At 55.8% G+C, this 18,459-nt stretch carries 18 protein-coding genes and 1 pseudogene; 10 read left to right on the top strand and 9 right to left on the bottom strand.

The window, feature by feature from the left end:
• Positions 1 to 12: 12 nt before the first annotated feature.
• From AC2FJW_RS09205 to AC2FJW_RS09185, 5 genes are all read left to right on the top strand, one after another.
• Positions 13 to 270 (top strand): sarcosine oxidase subunit delta, encoded by a 258-nt coding sequence (locus AC2FJW_RS09205; protein ID WP_496698237.1) that lies wholly within the window; start codon positions 13 to 15, stop codon positions 268 to 270.
• Entirely contained in the window at positions 257 to 3,127 is a 2,871-nt protein-coding gene (locus AC2FJW_RS09200; RefSeq protein ID WP_496749907.1) for a 2Fe-2S iron-sulfur cluster-binding protein, read from the top strand. Before AC2FJW_RS09205 ends, AC2FJW_RS09200 begins: the two co-directional genes overlap by 14 nt.
• Before the next feature lies 1 nt (position 3,128).
• Complete coding sequence (locus AC2FJW_RS09195; protein WP_496749906.1) at positions 3,129 to 3,626, top strand: sarcosine oxidase subunit gamma; 498 nt, start codon at positions 3,129 to 3,131, stop codon at positions 3,624 to 3,626.
• A gap of 13 nt (positions 3,627 to 3,639) precedes the next feature.
• Entirely contained in the window at positions 3,640 to 4,050 is a 411-nt protein-coding gene (locus AC2FJW_RS09190; protein WP_496702232.1) for a RidA family protein, read from the top strand.
• A 92-nt stretch (positions 4,051 to 4,142) separates the two neighbouring features.
• Complete coding sequence (locus tag AC2FJW_RS09185) at positions 4,143 to 5,075, top strand: AEC family transporter (protein WP_496749905.1); 933 nt, start codon at positions 4,143 to 4,145, stop codon at positions 5,073 to 5,075.
• Between the two features lie 22 nt (positions 5,076 to 5,097).
• On the opposite strand, the gene AC2FJW_RS09180 is transcribed toward AC2FJW_RS09185, so the two are convergent.
• The 7 genes from AC2FJW_RS09180 to AC2FJW_RS09150 are packed head-to-tail and all read right to left on the bottom strand — an operon-like array spanning position 5,098 to position 12,723.
• Positions 5,098 to 6,396, bottom strand: a complete 1,299-nt coding sequence (locus AC2FJW_RS09180) for an amidase (protein ID WP_496749904.1) — start codon at positions 6,394 to 6,396, stop codon at positions 5,098 to 5,100.
• The gene (locus AC2FJW_RS09175) at positions 6,393 to 7,583 is read right to left on the bottom strand and encodes a YlbE family protein (RefSeq protein ID WP_496749903.1); all 1,191 of its coding nucleotides are present in this window, start codon (positions 7,581 to 7,583) and stop codon (positions 6,393 to 6,395) included. Before AC2FJW_RS09175 ends, AC2FJW_RS09180 begins: the two co-directional genes overlap by 4 nt.
• Complete coding sequence (locus AC2FJW_RS09170; protein WP_496749902.1) at positions 7,583 to 8,209, bottom strand: hypothetical protein; 627 nt, start codon at positions 8,207 to 8,209, stop codon at positions 7,583 to 7,585. Before AC2FJW_RS09170 ends, AC2FJW_RS09175 begins: the two co-directional genes overlap by 1 nt.
• Positions 8,209 to 8,841: a hypothetical protein gene (locus tag AC2FJW_RS09165; RefSeq protein ID WP_496749901.1), complete on the bottom strand. Its 633-nt coding sequence runs from the start codon at positions 8,839 to 8,841 to the stop codon at positions 8,209 to 8,211. Before AC2FJW_RS09165 ends, AC2FJW_RS09170 begins: the two co-directional genes overlap by 1 nt.
• Positions 8,838 to 10,208 (bottom strand): Rieske 2Fe-2S domain-containing protein, encoded by a 1,371-nt coding sequence (locus AC2FJW_RS09160; protein ID WP_496749900.1) that lies wholly within the window; start codon positions 10,206 to 10,208, stop codon positions 8,838 to 8,840. The genes AC2FJW_RS09165 and AC2FJW_RS09160 overlap by 4 nt, the downstream gene beginning before the upstream one ends.
• 31 nt (positions 10,209 to 10,239) lie before the next feature.
• The gene (locus AC2FJW_RS09155) at positions 10,240 to 11,700 is read right to left on the bottom strand and encodes an aldehyde dehydrogenase (protein ID WP_496749899.1); all 1,461 of its coding nucleotides are present in this window, start codon (positions 11,698 to 11,700) and stop codon (positions 10,240 to 10,242) included.
• Positions 11,701 to 12,723, bottom strand: a complete 1,023-nt coding sequence (locus AC2FJW_RS09150) for a succinylglutamate desuccinylase/aspartoacylase family protein (protein WP_496691501.1) — start codon at positions 12,721 to 12,723, stop codon at positions 11,701 to 11,703.
• A gap of 131 nt (positions 12,724 to 12,854) precedes the next feature.
• Here AC2FJW_RS09150 and AC2FJW_RS09145 point away from each other — a divergent pair, with 131 nt between their 5' ends.
• The 3 genes from AC2FJW_RS09145 to AC2FJW_RS09135 are packed head-to-tail and all read left to right on the top strand — an operon-like array spanning position 12,855 to position 15,066.
• The gene (locus AC2FJW_RS09145; protein ID WP_496749898.1) at positions 12,855 to 13,949 is read left to right on the top strand and encodes a pyridoxal phosphate-dependent aminotransferase; all 1,095 of its coding nucleotides are present in this window, start codon (positions 12,855 to 12,857) and stop codon (positions 13,947 to 13,949) included.
• A complete protein-coding gene (locus AC2FJW_RS09140) occupies positions 13,949 to 14,497 on the top strand; it encodes a decarboxylase (RefSeq protein ID WP_496749897.1) in 549 nt (182 codons plus the stop codon). The genes AC2FJW_RS09145 and AC2FJW_RS09140 overlap by 1 nt, the downstream gene beginning before the upstream one ends.
• Positions 14,494 to 15,066, top strand: coding sequence for a thiamine pyrophosphate-dependent enzyme (locus tag AC2FJW_RS09135; protein ID WP_496749896.1), 573 nt, complete (start codon positions 14,494 to 14,496; stop codon positions 15,064 to 15,066). Before AC2FJW_RS09140 ends, AC2FJW_RS09135 begins: the two co-directional genes overlap by 4 nt.
• Here the strand turns inward: AC2FJW_RS09135 and AC2FJW_RS09130 are convergent.
• The gene (locus tag AC2FJW_RS09130; protein WP_496691505.1) at positions 15,053 to 15,943 is read right to left on the bottom strand and encodes a LysR substrate-binding domain-containing protein; all 891 of its coding nucleotides are present in this window, start codon (positions 15,941 to 15,943) and stop codon (positions 15,053 to 15,055) included. The two genes, AC2FJW_RS09135 and AC2FJW_RS09130, sit on opposite strands and share 14 nt — an antisense overlap.
• A 141-nt stretch (positions 15,944 to 16,084) precedes the next feature.
• Positions 16,085 to 16,663, bottom strand: coding sequence for a helix-turn-helix domain-containing protein (locus AC2FJW_RS09125; protein ID WP_496698260.1), 579 nt, complete (start codon positions 16,661 to 16,663; stop codon positions 16,085 to 16,087).
• A 269-nt stretch (positions 16,664 to 16,932) separates the two neighbouring features.
• Between AC2FJW_RS09125 and AC2FJW_RS09120 the strand changes: the two are divergent.
• Positions 16,933 to 17,130 (top strand): annotated as a pseudogene (locus tag AC2FJW_RS09120) (IS6 family transposase); the annotation flags it as partial.
• Between the two features lie 300 nt (positions 17,131 to 17,430).
• A complete protein-coding gene (locus AC2FJW_RS09115; RefSeq protein WP_496749895.1) occupies positions 17,431 to 18,393 on the top strand; it encodes a LysR family transcriptional regulator in 963 nt (320 codons plus the stop codon).
• Positions 18,394 to 18,459: the final 66 nt, after the last annotated feature.

Below are 18,459 nucleotides of genomic sequence, written 5' to 3'. Positions count from 1 at the left end.
GAGGACAGGACCATGTTGCTTATCCCCTGCCCATTCTGCGGCAAGCGTAACGAAAGTGAATTTATCTTTGGCGGCCCTGTCGGTGCCGATCGGCCTGATCCAATTGCCGTGAGCGACGCGGAATGGGTTGAGTACCTGACTGTAGCACCGAACCCGTTAGGACCGGTGCAGGAAAAATGGTGGCACGGGCGAGGTTGCGGTGAATGGCTGACAATCTGGCGCGATACCCGAACCCATGACATTGTGGAGGCACCCGATGGCTCAGAGTAATCGTCGTGCCTCGGGCGGGCGTATTGATCGCACCTGCCCAATGACGTTCCGGTTTAACGGAAAAACCTATGAAGGCTACAAAGGAGATACTCTGGCCTCGGCCTTGCTGGCCAATGGGGTCCGTATCACAGCCCGCAGTTTCAAATATCATCGCCCGCGCGGCATCGTTGGTCATGGACCTGAGGAACCGGCGACTTTAGTCGAGCTGGACGGTGAAGATTCATCGGGTAACCGTCCGGCAACAACTGTGCCGCTGCGCGATGGGCTGAGCGCCCGCTCAGTCAACTGCTGGCCTTCGCCCGAGTTTGATCTTGGTGGCGTTAATCAGCTGTTAGGACGTTTCATTCCAGCGGGCTTCTACTACAAGACATTCAAGTGGCCCAACTGGCATCTGTTCGAACCATCTATCCGCAAAGCCGCGGGGCTAGCGGCAGCACCCTCGCAACCTCCTACTTCGGGCCACTTCGAAGCGCGTCATGCCCATGCCGATGTGTTGATCGCTGGTGCGGGACCTGCCGGATTGCAGACCGCGCTGGAGGCGGGCAGGGCTGGCAAACGTGTGTTCATTGCTGATGAGGGAACAGAGGCGGGCGGCAGCCTGTTAAACCGGGATCTAAAAATCAACGGGCGATCCGCATTGGACTGGGTGGCTGAAGCTGTTGAAGAATTGCGTGGGATGGGCAACGTTATCCATCTGCAAAATGCAACGGTCTGGGCCTATCGCGAACATAATCTTTTGATTGTGAATGAACGGGAACCCTTAGAAGGCAATATTTTGGAGCGGAGCTGGCGGGTGCGTGCAGACGAGGTGGTTGTCGCCACCGGGTCCACCGAACGCGCCATGGTTTTTGCAGACAATGATCGGCCGGGCGTCATGCTCGCTTCGTCAGTACAGGCTTATGTCAATCGTTGGGGTGTCACTCCGGGACAGCGAGTTGTTCTTTTTACCAACAACAACAGCGTTTACGCAGTTGCAGCTGACCTAATGGCAGCAGGTGTGTTGGTCGTCGCAATCCTAGACAGTCGCGATACAGTGCCGCAAGCCGCACTGGATATGGCACAGGGCGTCACCGTTCATACAGGCACCGTCGCCGCAGGTGTGCGAGGTCACAAGCGGGTGCGCGCGGTACGTGCAGTATCCGTCAGTAGTGGGGCGGAGACCTGGATCGATTGTGACCTGCTGGGCCATTCCGGCGGTTGGAACCCAACCGTGCATCTGTGGTCTCAATCCAGAAGTACTCTGCGGTTTGATGAGGAGTTGTCCGCTTTCGTACCCGATCAGGCCGCCCAAGCTTGCCGCGCTGTCGGAGCTGCCGCAGGAGAGTTGACGCTTGACGGGATTATCGAAGGAGGTTCGGACCTGCCCTATGCCATCGAGCCGCTATGGCGCGTAGACGTCGCGGGGCAACGTGGAAAGGCATTTCTGGATCTGCAGAACGATGTGGCGGTTAGCGATGTACACTTGGCCCTGCGCGAAGGCTATGACAATGTCGAGCACGTCAAACGCTATACCACCGGCGGCATGGGCATCGACCAGGGAAAAATCGGTAATATCAACATTATCGGTACTGTTGCGATGCAAAAGGGTGTGCCCTTGCAGGATGTCGGAACGACAACCTTTCGCTCTCCCTACACACCAGTTTCTTTTGGCGCGATCGGAGGCTTGCGCGAGGAGACAGTGCTGTTCCCCTACCGCCACACGCCGGTCACGCAGTGGAACAAGGACAATGGTGCGGTGATGTACGAAGCTGGTGCCCGTTGGCAGCGTCCTGGATACTTCCCCAAACCTGGTGAAGGGTTGCAGGAGGCAGTGAACCGCGAATGTCGTGCGGTGCGTGACGGTGTAGGCGTCTATGACGGCTCCCCCCTCGGCACATTCGAGCTGAAAGGGAGTGATGTCCCGCACTTTCTCGATTTTCTTTACTCAAATGTCATGTCCAGCCTGAAACCCGGTGATGGGCGTTATGGTCTCATGCTGTCTGATGACGGGCTGATCCTGGACGACGGGGTGGTCTTTCGACTGGACGAGCACCGTTGGATGGTCTCAACGTCGACGGGTCATGCAGACGCGGTCAACCAGCACATGGAAAAGCTTCTTCAGACCGAGTTTCCCGACTGGCAGGTCATGATCACTACTGTGACCAGCCAATGGAACAACGCCACCATATGCGGCCCCCACGCACGCCATGTCATGCAGGCGTTGGGAACAGATATTGACCTGTCGTCTGAGGCCTTTCCTTTCATGTCTTTCCGCGACGGCACCGTGGCTGGGATCCCGGCCCGCGTCGTGCGTGTCAGTTTCACTGGCGAGCTGTCATTTGAGGTCAACGTCGCGCCGCGCCACATGGCTGTACTGTGGAACAAAGTGATCGAGGCGGGCGCCCCCTTTGGCATTCTGCCAGTGGGTTCGGAATCCAGCCACGTTCTGCGGGTCGAAAAGGGCTTTCTGTCACTGGGGCATGAGGTGGACGGCACTGTAGATGCCTACGATCTGGGTATGGGATGGGTCATGTCGAAGAAGAAGCCTGACTATTTGGGTAAACGTTCGATTGGGCTGCGTCGTGAAGGTGGCGGCACCCGGCGAGAACTGGTTGGCATTCTTCCTGAAGACCCCAATCGACAAGTGCCTGAAGGTGCACCGCTCACCCCCGGAGGCCGAAAAGAAGCCACCGAGGGGCTCGTCACCGCCTGTGTCTGGAGTGTGGTGAACGACCGTTGGGTCGGTTTGGCGTTGCTGGAAAACGGGCACGCGCGGCATGGGGAATCCGCCCATGTGCGCCTGAAAGATGGGGTTATCCCAGTCACCATTACCAAGCCGGTGTTCCACGACCCCGACGGCAAATTGCTGAGGTCCTGAGATGAGCTATGACTTACAGATCACACGCCAGAGTCTGAACGCACTGTTCGATCTCAAAGGGGCGTCGGCAGCGATTGAAAACTGGGTGGGGGACGCTTTGCCCCGTTTGTCCGATAAGCCTAATAGACGAACAGAGAAAGATGCGATTGAGCTGTATCACATCGGGCGAGACCACTGGATCGCCCGTGCTTCGCTGGATTTGGAACAAACGTTGAGAGCACAGCTCAAGCCTACCGATTGTCCCGCCAATATCAGTATTGTGCAGATTTCGGATACTCTGGCCTTTTTCAAAGTAGTGGGTCCGCAGGCGGGCGAAGTGATGGCCATTGCCTGCCCGTTGGATCTGCATGACACTGCATTCGGCAAAGACGCTGTCACCTATACTGAACTGTTTGGCCTCAAGGCATTGGTGATGCGATGCAAGGATGGTTTCGAATTCGCTGTCGAACAGAGCTTTAGTGACATGGTAGAGGACTATCTGGCTCGCGCCGTCACCTGAAGAAAGGGATGCCATGACCCGCACACATATCCACAAGTACCAAACCCGCTATCACGCGCAGGCGACCTATTCCAAAGCGATCCGGGCCCGAGGTGATTTTGTGTTCATGCAGGGACAGGTTGGTACTCTGCTGGACGGAACATTGATTGGTGAAGGCGATCCGGGCGTACAGGCAGATCAGGCCTGCCGCAACATCCAGCGCTGGATGGAAGAAGCCGGGGGCAGTTTGGCGGATGTCTGCAAACTTACCGTCTATGTCACCGACATCTCCTATCGCCCCGCCGTTTACGAGGCGATCAATCGCTGGTTCGACGGCGTGCACCACTGTTCGACCGGTGTTGTCGTGCAGGGATTGGCTGATCCATCGTTATTGGTCGAAATCGATGCAATGGGCGTCATCGACGACGAGTCCGAAGCATCCTGATGACCGAGGTACAATTTCGGCGTCGAATGACATTGATCTTCACGCTTTGAAAGTGTCGGGTTGGGTGTGTTCATTTTTGCCCACGGATCGCCATGCTGACGACACTGACTTCCATCCTGCCGATCTTTCTGATCATCGCTTTGGGCTTGGCTCTTCGAAAGGGCGGCATCCCCAGCACTGATTTCTGGAACCTGAACGACAAGCTTGTCTATTGGGTACTGATGCCTTGTCTGCTGTTTACCAAAATCTCGCTCTCGCCACTCGATAAATCCGCGCTTGGCCTTTACTCGGTTACCATTCTGGGCGGGTTTGTTGCGGCGCTGATCTTTGCCCTCATAAGTGCGCGCCTTTTTGGGTTCGCGGCGCCGCAAGGTACATCGATACTACAGGGAAGCGCTCGGCATAACTCATTCATCGGGCTGGCGCTGGCGGCAAATCTTTTTGGTCCCACAGGATTAGATATCGCTATTCTTGCGACTGCGATACTGGTGCCGACCACCAATATCGTAATGGTAGTCATGCTGGTCGGTGCACTGCAACGCGACAATGCCACCAGTTTGCCTGTTGCAATCCTGCGCGAGCTTGCCCGCAATCCTTATGTTATTTCGATATTGCTTGCGTTCGGCGCCAACCAGCTGATCGGTGACCGGATCCCGGTTTTACATGATGTAGCAGACGTTTTAGGGGCCGGGGCTTTACCGATTACCCTGTTGGCCGTAGGCGCAAATTTGAGAGTGCGCGCTATGGCCGCCAGTGTGCTACCGCTTATCCTTGCGTTCTTAGGCAAGATGGTGGTCTTCCCCATAGCGGTACTGGTGGTTGGGTTGGCGGTTGGATTGCCCCGGGATGTGCTGCAAATTGCTGTCGTTTATTCTGTGGTTCCAACTGGTGCATCCGCGTACACGCTGTCAAAGCAACTGGGTGGCGATGCCCCTTTGATGGCAGCGATTGTCACATTGCAAACCCTGATCGCCGCAGTGAGCATCCCTCTGTCTTTGGCAATACTGCTGCCGCTGGTCGGTTGATACAGCATCCGGAGAGCGGGATTTATGCTGCTCGGCAGGATACCTGCAGAATCCCGTGCACCCATTGGGCGATGTCCAGCAACCGCTTATCTGCTCCGTACGGGCCGATCAGTTGTATACCAAGCGGTAGCCCAGAGTGATCCGCACCAAAGGGCAGGGCGATTGAGGGCACCTGAAGCAGAGTCCACATCCGCGAGAACACCGGGTCACCTGTCGCGCCAAGCCCTGCCGGTGCCGGACCAGGAGCTGAGGGAACCAACAACGCATCCACGTCGCGGAACATTTGATCCAGCATGGTTGATGCACGGTTACGGGTCTCAACCGCAGTAAGATATTCGTCTTCTGTAACCAGCAGCCCATAGGCTATCAAATCGTGGAATTGCTGGCTGATACCGGGGACGCCAATTTGGTACTCTGTTTTGCGAAGGCGGGCTGCCTCGTACCCCATGACGGTTATTTGCGCCTGTGTAAGCCGGGAAAATATCGGCGGGTGCGTGATTTCACCTGTTTCCGCACCGGTCGCGGCAATGGCTGCCAGCGCACGTGTGCAGGTGTCGCGCATCTCTATCGATCCGTCCGCCCAATGGGGACCACGCATCAGGCTGACCCGGGGCAACGCAACGTCGTATTCAGGTGGCGGTGTCAGTTTTGCTCCACGCAAAACGGCATCTGCCAACGCCAGATCACGCGGATCTCTTGCCAGAACTCCCAGCGTGTCAAGGCTGCCTGACAAGCCCATAACCCCGCTCAGATCGTAGTTACCGGTGGTCGGTTTGAGGCCGCAGATACCGCAATAAGCGGCCGGCCGGATCAAAGAGGCAGCTGTCTGCGAGCCAAATGCGAGCGGTGCCATGAAGTCGGCGACCGCAGCGGCAGACCCGGAGGAAGAGCCGCCGGGGGTATGTCCAGGACTTGCCGGATTTGCAGTATTGCCCGGTCGAAAATAGGCAAACTCGGTTGTGACCGTCTTGCCAATTGGGATCGCCCCTGCGTTCAGAAAAGCCTGGACGCATGTCGCGTTTTTGTCTGGTTGTCGATCGGAATAAAGATCGCTGCCCCAACCTGTTGGCAAGGCTTCTGTGTCGATAATGTCTTTGATAACAAAAGGTACGCCATGGAGCGGCCCACCGATTGGAAGTGTATCGGCAGCGTGAGCAAGCTCCATGGCGTGATCCGCATCGAGGTACTGAAACGCCCCGATCGCAGGTTCCCGTTGCGAAATTCGGTCCAGATGTGCCGCCATCACCTGAGACGGTTTGACTTCACCCTCGCGGATCAACCGGGCCAATTCATGCGCGCTGAACCGGTTTAACTCCGTCATTTCTCCAACATTTCCATGGCCACAGCGAAGGGGGTGACCGGCATGTCATAAATACCCCCTCCCAGCCGGCCAGCTTCGCCAAGCTTGTCGAGGATACCCAGACCAATTACCGGCCCCGACCCTTCGGCCACCGCGCCTCGTGCCGTGCTGCCTAGTCGAATATCTAGTGTTCGAAAATAAGGATGTGTCCCTACGGATAGGCCGGAACTGCGCGCTTGAGCGTTGTCGGGCAGAAAGGCACCCAGACCCTTTTTCTGATCTGGGCTCAATTCGATGGCCATGGCGCCGAGTCCGAAAGCCTCAATTACGGCGCTGTCACCGATTGCTCCTAATGCCCTGTCCTGGGGCACATCGACTTCGAATTTCCCTTTTGGTGGATCGGCTTGAATTGTAAACCATTGGCCGGGCAAGCCCGAAATCTGGATGCCAACCTCGCGCCCGTTGCCACCGGCAGCAGTGACAAAACTTGAACCTTCGACACCTTCGGCCAACTTCATCATGCATTTTGTGGCTGCCATCCAAAGATTGAGGAACAGCGACGGCGAGCTGGCCATGAAGGCCAGTGCTTCTTCGTCCTTGATCCCGCCAATGGTACGATCTTTCAGTTCGGCGACAAGCGCGTCTGTTGCAACGGGTGTTCGTCCATGGCAGTCGTCCCCCCATACCAGGCCAGTCACGGCCAGCGGCACAAGTGCGATACCTTCGGCGAGCCCATTGTCCAACACATCCACAAATCGGGTGTTGAGCCAGCGGATGTGCTCCAACACTGCCTTGGATCGTTGACCCAGCCGCATCGCTGGGCGGCTGCCCGCATTGATCGGTGTGAACACACGTTGCTGCCCGCGCCAGGCATCATAAATTGTGTGTAGTGGCATGTCTGCCGAGACAACAGCGGCCAGAGGAGTGACAAGATCGTGATCCTGCGCGGGTTTCAACTCGATTTCACCATTTAGGATCATCGCCTCGGCTTGGTCGAAATCCCGAGCAAGCCCCTGCCAGACTGCTGCGACGCAAGCTGAATTAAGGATCGGGGCCGTGATTAGATTGGGATCGGCAAAGGCGGGCCCTGCATGAAGCAGTGTGTTTTCCGCAAGCCCCAACGCGTCGGCGGCCGTGTTGAACCGGTTCCAGACCGGCTGTGTAACCATTGCCCTGTCAAATGCGAGTTGATCCGCAGGATGCAGCATCACGGATCCTCCGGCGGGATGATCCATGTCTCCGAGAAATATAGGAACGCGGTGGTCGTTTCGTAGCCGGCCTGTACCCTTGTTCCCAGCTTACCTGGCAGCAATTTGCCATTGACAATGATCTGTGCCGAATGCGCCGGCACGAGTAGCGAAAACATGTTCTGTTCGCCCGAGGCAACCTCATGCGGCGACAGTTCCAGCGCCCGTGGCGGTTGGAGCCCCTCCCAGACGAGTTCGACGGTCAGGCTCTCACCTACTATTGTCTCGGTATAACGGTGGCTCATCGGATCGCCGGAGGTTCGCACAGCTTGTGCGCCGATTTCAGGCATGGTGGCAAATGCTGGTGCATCGGCAAATGCAGCCAGTTTGCTGATGAAGTTCTTTTTCAGGAATGTGGTCAGATCTGGATTGTCGCTGAGGATCACATTTGGAGCCTCTGGCGGTCCTTCAACCTGATCAGGTGTCCCATAAAGCAGCAATACCTGACCCTGTCCGACCGGCGACCAGGCAACGCGAAAGAACAAAGCCATCGCTGTGAAATCGCCATTGTCGTCTTTTAGCAGAATGCCAGGGTTTTCACCTGTCCAATCCACGGTGCCCGGTGTGACCGGCTCGTTCAATGGCATCACAGATCCTCCTGTGGCGTTACCCAGGTTTCCGAAAAGGCTAGAAAAGCCGTGCTCATGGTTCGGCCAAAGAACTGCCGATCGGCAACGACGCCAGGCAGGGGCGTACCGTTGATCACGACCTGTGCGGATTTTGCTTCCAGAAACACCGAATACATTTCATGCTCTTTGGTGGCCGAGTTTTCCTTGGTCACCTCGACCGGCAAAGGTGCACCCATGTCGTGCCAGATCATTTCGACCGTGACGCCTGATCCACGTAATGTTTCTGAGTAACGTGCCTTCAAATTGCCAGGGCGCTTTTCGACACTGTCGCAGTCGAGCCAGGTCATCGCCTCTAGACCCGCTTTGCCGACGAAGGTCGGCATTTTGGTCACCCAGCCATCCACGATCCAACGCATCAAACGCTGGTTGTCGGTCATGATCAGATTTGGAACATGTGGCCAACCTTGCGCCCGATCCGGTGCACCTAAGATGACTGCCGCGTGACCGCGACCATAAGGCGAGAGCACAACGCGGAAAAACAGTGCCAGAGTATCATACTGTTCCTGATCAGCGTTCTGCTTGAGGTAAATGCCCGGGTTTTCACCTGCCCAGTCAACCCGGCCAGGGTTGTGAGGGATACGCTTGGTCATGACCAACTTGCCTCGTATGTTTTTAGTGCCTCTATGATGAAGACTTTGCGATCATCGCCCTGCAAGTGATCGCCGGACATGTAAATCTCGGCCACCTGATGCGAGATCTCCTTGAGAACTGCACCATCGTCGCGCCCCTCCTGCACGGGAATTCTCAGCATCGTATCACCGGCGTAGGTTGGGATGATCTGTCCGGAGAAATTGTCAGACGGTTGTGTCGGACGTTCTCCGTTTTGCAGCGCGCGGATGGCATTTCGCAGCAGCCGGCGCGCCTTGGCCACCCCCCTGTCGGAAAAGCTGAGATTTTCGCGTGAATGGATATTTTTGGGCCCCTGACTGACCCAGGCATCATAGTCGCCAGGGTCACGTTGCCGCATTTCATATGGGCGATCGGGATCCTGCCCATAGAAGTCGGTCTTGCCAAAGCCCACTTTGCTTTTGTCAGTCAGGCCCTTCGGATCATCGTTGGCAACAGCGTTGCGGAAATGACGCCAGGCAATGACCATGGTGTTCGTGTCGTCAATGGGTGTGATCCAGCGCGACAACCCGCAACGCCCAAAGTAACGCGGCCCGTTTGGCACTGGGAAATGTCCACCGTTCTGGGTAAATGACGGCAGCATATGATCATGGATACGGATCCAGACTATGTCATCTACACGCCGCACATTGGTGTAAAAATCACCAGTGGCACTGGCATGAAACTCAATCATCGGCATTTCGGCGAAGGCGTCGATGAATTGGCTGCGCACGGCCAGCGTATGAAGATAGACCACATGAAACGGATCCCAGGCGTTCTCCATGACCTGAAGCCAGTTGCAAGGGGATTTGATCAGGTAGGGCACCAGCTCGTCATCCTCATCATCGAAAGTGTCCATTACAGGGAAAGGAGGTTGGGCTTCGGGAGGACCCATATAGGCAAAGGCGAGCCCTTTGTATTCGATCACAGGATACGCCCCCAAACAGGCCTTTTTCTTGACCTGTGATGCGGGCGGTTCGCAGGGGGTCTCCAGAATGGTGCCGTCCAGCCCGTATTTCCAACCGTGATAAGAGCAGCGAATGCCGCCTTCCTCCACGATCCCGAACTCTAGGCTCATGTTGCGGTGGCAGCAATGCAAGTGAGTCAGCCCCAGCTTGCCTTCTTTCTTCTCGCGAAACAGAACAAGGTCTTCGCCCAGAATGCGTAAACGATAGGGCAGATCACCAACCTGATCTGTCATTGCCACCGGCATCCAGAACCGGCGCAGATATTCCCCGCATGGGGTGCCTGGGCCAACCTCAGTCAGCTCCGGGTCAGGTTTCTGAGCCCAAACTGACTGCTTGTCATGGCCTCTAAAATCGCCTTTGGGGGCGTCGAAATGGTCATTCATGGCGTCCTCCGTACGTATTGGTGCTGACAGATCAGGGAAACGGATCCGGGACCGGCGCTACGCCGGTCCAGACGGATTTGATCTGACAGAAATCCTTGATCGCGTCCGGGCCAAGTTCTCGCCCATATCCGGACTGCTTGACCCCGCCAATAGGGCTGGCGGGATCGACGCTGCGATAGTGATTGATGTAAACGGTGCCTGCAACGATAGCCTCGGCCACTCGCTCGCCTTTGGTGGGATCCGTGGTCCAGACACCGGCGGCCAACCCATAGTCGCTATCGTTGGACAGCGCGATGGCCTCGGCTTCTGTATCAAATGAGGTAACCGCCAGCACCGGCCCGAACACCTCTTCGCGCCAGAGCTGCATGTCGGGCGTCACATTGTCGAAAATGGTTGGGCCAACAAAAAACCCGTCTCGCCCAGCGGCAGCTTCAAGCCCGTCCAACAGGCAAACAGCCCCATCCGCCTTTGCCCGTGCAATCATATCGGTCACTTTGCGCAGGTGCGGTTCATTGGCCAGCGGAGCAATCTGAGTCTCAAGCTCCATCGGATCACCAAGACGTAAGTCGCGCGCCCGTGACAGCAGTTTTGCCAACAAGTTTTCTTTCATGCTGGCTTCGACGATTAGACGTGACCCGGCGACACAGGTCTGTCCATTAGACAGAAAAATACCAGAGAGAATGCCGTTGACGGTGTTGTCCAGATCACAGTCCGCAAACACAACCTGCGGTGATTTTCCTCCTAACTCCAGCACTGTCGGGACCACACCCGCCGCCGCTGCTTCGGCGACTTTACATCCTCCGAGATCTGACCCGGTAAAGGTCACCTTGCGGGTCAATGGATGGCGAACGAGCGACTCGCCAACCTCATAGCCGAGCCCAGTCACTACATTAAGGACGCCAGGCGGTAACCCAGCCTCATGTACAAGCCGGGCAAATTCCAGCGTTGAGGCTGACGCCATTTCCGATGGTTTGACAACAACCGTGTTGCCCGCCGCCAGTGCCGGAGCCAGCTTCCAAGCAAGGATCATCAAAGGAGAATTCCAAGGTGTTATTGCCACAACCACGCCATAGGGGATGTAGTGGCCTACGCTGCTCACACCGAGGACTGTATTTGCCTGTTGTTCGGGCTGCATTTTGCGAGCTTGTGCTGCGAAATACCGAAACCAGCTATGCAATCCGGCAAATTGCCCCCGTACTTCGGAGATCCGCTTGCCATTGTCGCGGATCTCGGGCTCGACCAGTTCCTGCCAGCGGGCCTCCAAAGTATCGGCAAGCTGATCCAGAACATGGGCCCTGTCATTTGGGATGGTGTTGGCCCATGGGCCTTCCCGAAAGGCGCGATCGGCATTTCGTATGGCTTGATCGGCTGTTTCAGCGCCACATCGTGCGATCTTGCTCCACTCAGTGCCGGTGGCCGGGTTGACACTCGGCAATGTCTCAGCGGCCCAGGGTAGAAATGACCCGTTGATGAATGGCGTATAGGTCCGCATCTATGGCCCCTCGGGCAGAGGTTGCGCCACTAAGGTCAGCAAATCGCCCCGGCGCACCACACCGCGATTGCCATGGGCAAGAACAAGACCCGAAGCTGGAAACCTCAGATCCAACGGTGTGCGATCCGGTTCGGCTGGAAAAAAGAGCGTGCCAGCAGATGCTCCGGCCTCGACATATTGTCCGGCGGAGCAGCGTCGATCAAACAGGCCATCGGCAGGGGCGTAGAGACTGTGCGTTGGGTCCGCGATTTCTACGCAGTGCGTCGGGACAGATTCCGAAGACCTGCTGGGTAGAACACCCAGATGACGCAGGCAACGCATCAGGCCAGCCTCAGCAAGATCGGTCACATCAGGGTCGACACCGCCGCCACCGCTCAGTTCCGCCGCGATCATAGGGATCTTGGCCCGAGCCGCGGCGGAGTTAACAGATCGGTTGTCGTTGTTCGCACCGAGTACCCAGATCAACGGCAACCCAAAGGCCCGAGCCAATTCCATATTGGCTGCAGTGAGCTGCGCATCGTCTGTGCGTGCAGCCAACGCGCAGGGTTCGAACACTGATGCCTTGCCACCCGAATGCAGATCAATCACGGCATCTGCCCGCGGGATCATTTCAGTTTCAATAAAATGGGCAAGCATGGCGGTTGGGCCGCCGTCTGCATTTCCGGGGAATGCGCGGTTCAGGTTTTGACCATCTAGCGGCGAAACACGCGAAGAGGCGTGAACCGCCGGCGCGTTCAGAGCTGGGATCAGGATGACCTGTCCGGTCAACTTTAACGGATCAAGTTGCGCTGCAAGCCGAAGGATAGCTGCCGGACCTTCGAATTCATCTCCATGAGTTCCCCCAAGCATCAACACGACAGGCCCCGGCTGTCCGCGGATGCTGATGACCGGAACGGGGTAATACCCAAGGGGCACAGCATTGTCGGACCATTTCAACATCAGATCACCGGTATTCCGTCCCGGTAAGTCCAGATCCGTTGTGAGATGAAGCCTGCTGTTAGAGGTCGCGTGGGGATCAGTCATGTGAGTCCTTAGGGTGGTATTCTGCACATCAATAACATAACATTAAAGAAAGTGAATTGCTAAAAATGACTAGTTATGTGATATGAAGGAAAATCACAACCCACCCCGCCTATTGGTGCAGGAGGACATGAATGACCGTTGCCCTCGCGAAAGCGGGAATTGACAGGATCAAACCCCATATGGTGAGCGAGGCGGCCAATATCGCGCCGCCCTCCGCAGTCCTGCTCAATTCAAATGAAAGTGCGTTTGGTCCAAGTCCGATTGCCCGAGACGCGGCACGGGCTGCCGCCAGCTCGATTCAACGTTATCTGGAAAATCCGGATCACATTCTTGCCCCGGCAATCGCGAGCCATTTCGGACTGGATGCGGCGCGCATCACAACAGGGCAGGGGTCCGACGACTTGCTGGCGCGGCTGGCGCGGGCATATCTTGGACCCGGTACCGAATTGATCCGCAGTGCAAACGGCTATCTGAAGGTCCCGAACTACGCCTATGCCAACGATGCCGAGGTTGTGTCGGTTGCAGATGATCATTTCAAACCATCCGCTGACCGTATGATCAATGCGTTGACTGATCGGACGCGGGTGGTTTATCTGGCTAACCCCGAAAACCCGGCAGGTACTTACCTGAGCGGAACTGAAGTTCGCCGCCTGCATGCTGCACTGCCAGACAACGTCTTGTTGATCATCGATGCAGCTTATGAAGAATACGTCGACGCGCCGGATTATGAACCCGCCCATATTCTGGTCGAACAGGCGGAAAATGTCGTCATCTGCAGGACGTTCTCCAAGATTTACGGATTGGCCGGCGCGCGCGTGGGCTGGATGTACGGGCCCGATGACATCATCGATGCTGTTCGTCGGGTCGGTTTGACTTTTCCAGTGGCGTCGTCCTCTGCTGCAGCTGCGATTGCGGCATTGGAAGATGAGGCGCACACACGCTATGTCCACGATGCGAACCGTAGGGGCCGGGACTGGATCAGCGCCGAGATGCAGGCACTTGGGTTGGGCGTAATACCCAGTCAGGCAAATTTTGTTCTGGTTCATTTTCCCGATATGCAAAGATCCGCAGAAGCGGCCACAAGCGCGCTTTTGCAGGAAGGTGTCGCGGTGCGGCGGTTCGCCTCGTCCGCATACGGGGACTATTTGCGCATAACTGTCGGACATATGCGCGATCTGAGGATTGCGCGGGACGGTATTGCAAGATTTCTGGGCGGAGGCGCGTGATGGTCGCTTCGTCTAGGGTGGCGGCGGATGTGCCAAAGGTGGCGCATCCTTCTGGTGCAGCAATTCTGGCACAAATTAAGGCGGCGCAGGTGCGTGAAATCGTGGCCCTGCCTGATATTGTTACCAGTGATGGGTTGCTATGGCCAATTTCTCGGGATCCGGAATTTCGTCTGACCCGCATCTGCAAGGAAGATGAAGGTGTCAGTATCTGTGGGGCTATGTCATATAACGGAACCCGTGCGCTTTTGATGATGCAGCAAACAGGATTGATGGATTCTCTCAATGCAATCCGGGCTATCGGGGTGGATTACGAATTACCGGTCGTGATGATGGTGGGTCTGCAAGGAAAAGAGCCGCATATACACCCAGATTACTCGGCCTCTTACGGGGTCAGGATCGTCCGTCCGGTGCTGGATGCAATGGCACTGTCGCATTCGCTGATCGAAGAACCCGGAGATGAGGCACATATCTGCCAGGCCGTTGAGGCCGCCTATACATCGTCAAAACCCCATATTTTCCTGATAGGGCGCCCCCCGGAGACACCATGACAATGCACCGAGATGCGGCGCTCGAGGCGCTGATCCCTCATGTTCGCGACGACGATATTGTGGTCGCAGTCTATCAAAGCTGTTTCGACTGGCTGGCGCTGAACCCACGTGAACTGAACTATGTCGCAGTCGGGGCGATGGGGCAGGCCTCATCTCACGGATTGGGGCTGGCGTTGGCCAATCCAGATCGGCGCGTGATTGTTCTGGATGGTGATGGCAGTCTGTTGATGAACCTCGGGACATTGGTCACAATTGCCAGTGCCGGGGCAAGAAACCTGTATCACTTTCTATCTTTCAACAGGGTGTACGAAGTGAACGGAGCGCATCCTCTGCCTGGGGCGGACATGGTTGATTTCGCTGCTATGGCCTGGGCTGCAGGGTACGCGGGTGTGCAACGTTTCACGGATATCGACCGGTTTTCCGAAGCGGCACCACAGGTTTTATCTTTGTCGGGCCCGCAGTTCATTTCGATGGAGGTAAAGGCAGGCGCGTCCTATCCCCGCGACTATGCCTATATCCACAGCGCGCAGGCGCGATCCACTTTTCGGGCGGCTCTCAATCGGCGTTGAGATCTGATTGGACGATGTTCAGAAAAGACTTTCCAACGGCAGACAGGGTCTTGTTCTTTGACCAAAATAGAACAGCCCGGAAGTTCAACGGCGCGGCAAAAGGTATAGCCACGCAACCTGGAATGGTCTTGAGGTAGTCCAGACTGGCGCCGACGACAGAAACTCCCAAACCACGTGAAACCAGCCTGCAGATAGAGTCGGTTGTGCGCGTCTCATACTGCATGCGCCGTGCAATCCCTTTTGCTTCGAAAAACTGGTCGATTTCATAGCGAAAGCGAGAGGACGGCATATAGGAAATAAAACTTTCATCTGCCAGATCCCTCGCCTGGGCAAGAGCATTGTCGGCCAATGCGTGATCCACCGAAACCACGCAGCACACATCACTGTCTTTGATCACAAGGCTTTCAAATGACGGATTTGCCGGTTGGGTTGTCGTGATGCCAAAGTCATAATTCTGGGACACCATCCATTCGACTGCATCATCGCTGGGGGCAATTTCCATTCGGGCCATCGCATGTGGGCAAGTGGCAGCAAATTTCCCTATCAGGTCCGGCGCGAGCTGCGAAGAAACGCCAGGCGTAATCACAAGATTGAGGCGCGCGTGGCCAAATTTCCCAATAGCTGTGGCAGAATCCTTAATATGTTCCATACCGCTAACGGCTTGGCGCACCTCTTCAACCAGTAATCTGGCCTCGTCTGTGGGTATCAGCACACGGCCGACACGCTGAAAAAGTGGAAACCCAACTTCTTCTTCGAAATCAGAGATCAGCCGGCTGACTGCAGGTTGAGAAATACCCAACATCGCTGCGGCCTCGGTCACAGTCCCGGTCGAGACCACCGTTCGAAACGCGTCAACTTGTCGGAATGTGATGTTCATTTGGCCTCAGTGGTTTTTGCCTTGTCATTTAGGGTGTCAGATTCGACCCATAAGATATGGTTATTCGAAATTCAAAAATCTGGCCAGCATGCGATATCACTTAGTTGGCGCCAAATTGGGTTGTGTATCTGGAATGCCCTACTATTGCTGACGAGTAGAGACGGCTATGAATTCGATCTTTTGCGAGTGGATTTTACGGAAACCATGCGGAAGCTTGGCATCAAAACTCAACGTATCTCCCGCTGACATATCAAAATCTTCGCTGCCGCAACGATAGATTGCCTGGCCCTCGATTATGTATATGAAGACATAGCCTTCATGCTGATAGCCGGGCAAATTGTCTGATTGTTCTTTTGAAATACTGATCCGCGCCGACTGGAACGTCCCTTGGGGTGCGCTGTGCTTACCCAACAGAAGGTAGTTATGCGTGTGCCCCTGAGTGATACGCCGCGCCTGGAGACCATCCCCGGCACGCGCGTGATGCACATCTGCTGCCGCGTCTGAGCGTGCAAACAATGCCACCAATGGCACATCAAGGGCATCCGCCAGTGATTGCAGCATCGCAAGCGAAGGTGAGACATTACCATTCTCTATACGACTGATCATCGCAGTGGACACCTGTGCCCGAGTAGCCAGGTCACCCAACTTAAGGTCACGCTCTTGGCGTAACCGTTGCAGTGTCTGACCTATTTCACTTTCAGTGCAGTTTTTCTTTTCCACTATTTTTGCTGCCGATCATGGAATTCAGGATATGGATACAGCGCATCCGGGATGTCAACATCAGTGCCCTAATTCGAAAATGCGTCAAGGCTCGAGTATTCAGAACACTTTTTGGATTCCCGATACCAGCAGATTGTTCAGCTGACTGGTCATTGTATTTGGGGCTTGGTCAGGTTGTTGATCGGAAAATGTTGCAATCTTTTGACCATCGACGCATTCGCAATCAGCGCGTGAATGACTGCTGGTCATATCAAGTCGAAAGCCGGTTCATGATTTCCTTTAAAGGCGCGCAATATCCGAAGGATGTATTCCTGTTCTCAGCGTTCTTCTACGTCCGCTACGGAGTCTCATATCGTGATCATGAAGAAATCATGGCAGATCGCGGGGTCTCAGTTGACCACACCACGCTGAACCGGTGGGTCACACGATATTGCGGCGCTATTGCTGATCCAGTGCACAGACGCAAAGGCCAATGCAGGCCCGGACTCTGTCATTCAAACAATTCGCTGAGCTGACCGTCTAGCTCCAATCCGATCATTGAAACAGCTCTTCGTGCTCAAAACTTTGCGACAAAACCCTCCACCTGAGGCTATTTCAAATTAGTCTAGCAGCACCGCCCATCACACCAGTTTTGGCATCTGGCGCTTGCCTTTCAAGCTGTAATAGCATCAGTGCCTCAACCCGTCATGTGTCTGATGTTTTGCAGAAAGCTACGCCGAGGAGCGAATTCGCAGGCACTTGCTGCGTGGCTGGTGTAGACTCCGTCTATGTCCAGGTTGGTGTCCAGAAATGTAACGCTTAAGCAGCTTCGTGCTTTCGTTCAGGTAGCGAAATGCGGGTCGTTCAGCAAGGCGGCGGACGAACTCGCCATTTCCCAACCTGCCCTGACCCTCAGCATCCAGCAATTCGAGGAAAACGTAGAAGCGGCTCTGCTGCAACGTACCACTCGCTCCGTTTCTCTGACACCTCAGGGAAAAGAGTTTCTGCACAAGGCTGAAGCCATCCTGAGCGGCCTTGACGCGGCGATCCTTTCGGTACGGAGCAGTGCCAGGAAACAGCGCAACCTGGTGCGTATCGCAGCACTGCCTTCCGTCGCAATTCGGGTACTGCCGCGGGCCGCCCGTGATTATGCGACTGTTAAGCCGGATGTCTCGCTGCAAATTCAGGACGATAACGGGCGCGGGGTTGAAACCCAGATTCTGAACGGTGCGGCCGATTTCGGGATCGCAAACAAGTGGTCCGACAATCCGGCTTTGACCTATGCTCCCTTCCTCCGGGATCGCGTGGGTTTGATCTGCCGCGCGGATCATCCGCTGGCGCGGCGCAAGGACAGGTTGGCATGGGCCTGTCTTGAAGATCAGTCTTTTGTCGGCATGGCCGCCGATACCGGGATCAGCCGCCTTACCGATGGCGTGCGGGGGCTGCCCGTTTCCGTATCCGATCCGGGCTTTACGGTACTGACCATTGCCGCTCTGGTCGGAATTGTCGAACAAGGGATGGCAGTGTCGGCGTTGCCAGCACTGGCCTCGCCGGATTATCTAAACCCGTCGCTGGTTTACCGCAGCCTTTCCGAACCCGATCTGAATCGCGATCTGTGCCTTATTACCTCGGGCAAACGGCCACTGCCGACCGCCGCAAATGAGTTTCTAAAATTTTTGCAGCTCCGTTCGCACAAGATGTCTGCCATGTTCCCGAACAATACGGTTCAGGCAAATGCTGATAAATTATAAATTCTGCAAATAAGTGCGCAAAATATTCAAATTTTACTCTACGGCCCATTCCGACGAAGCATTCCT

Source organism: Ruegeria sp. CDSA020 (assembly GCF_059612345.1).
This window is presented reverse-complemented; position numbering and strand designations above follow the sequence as displayed.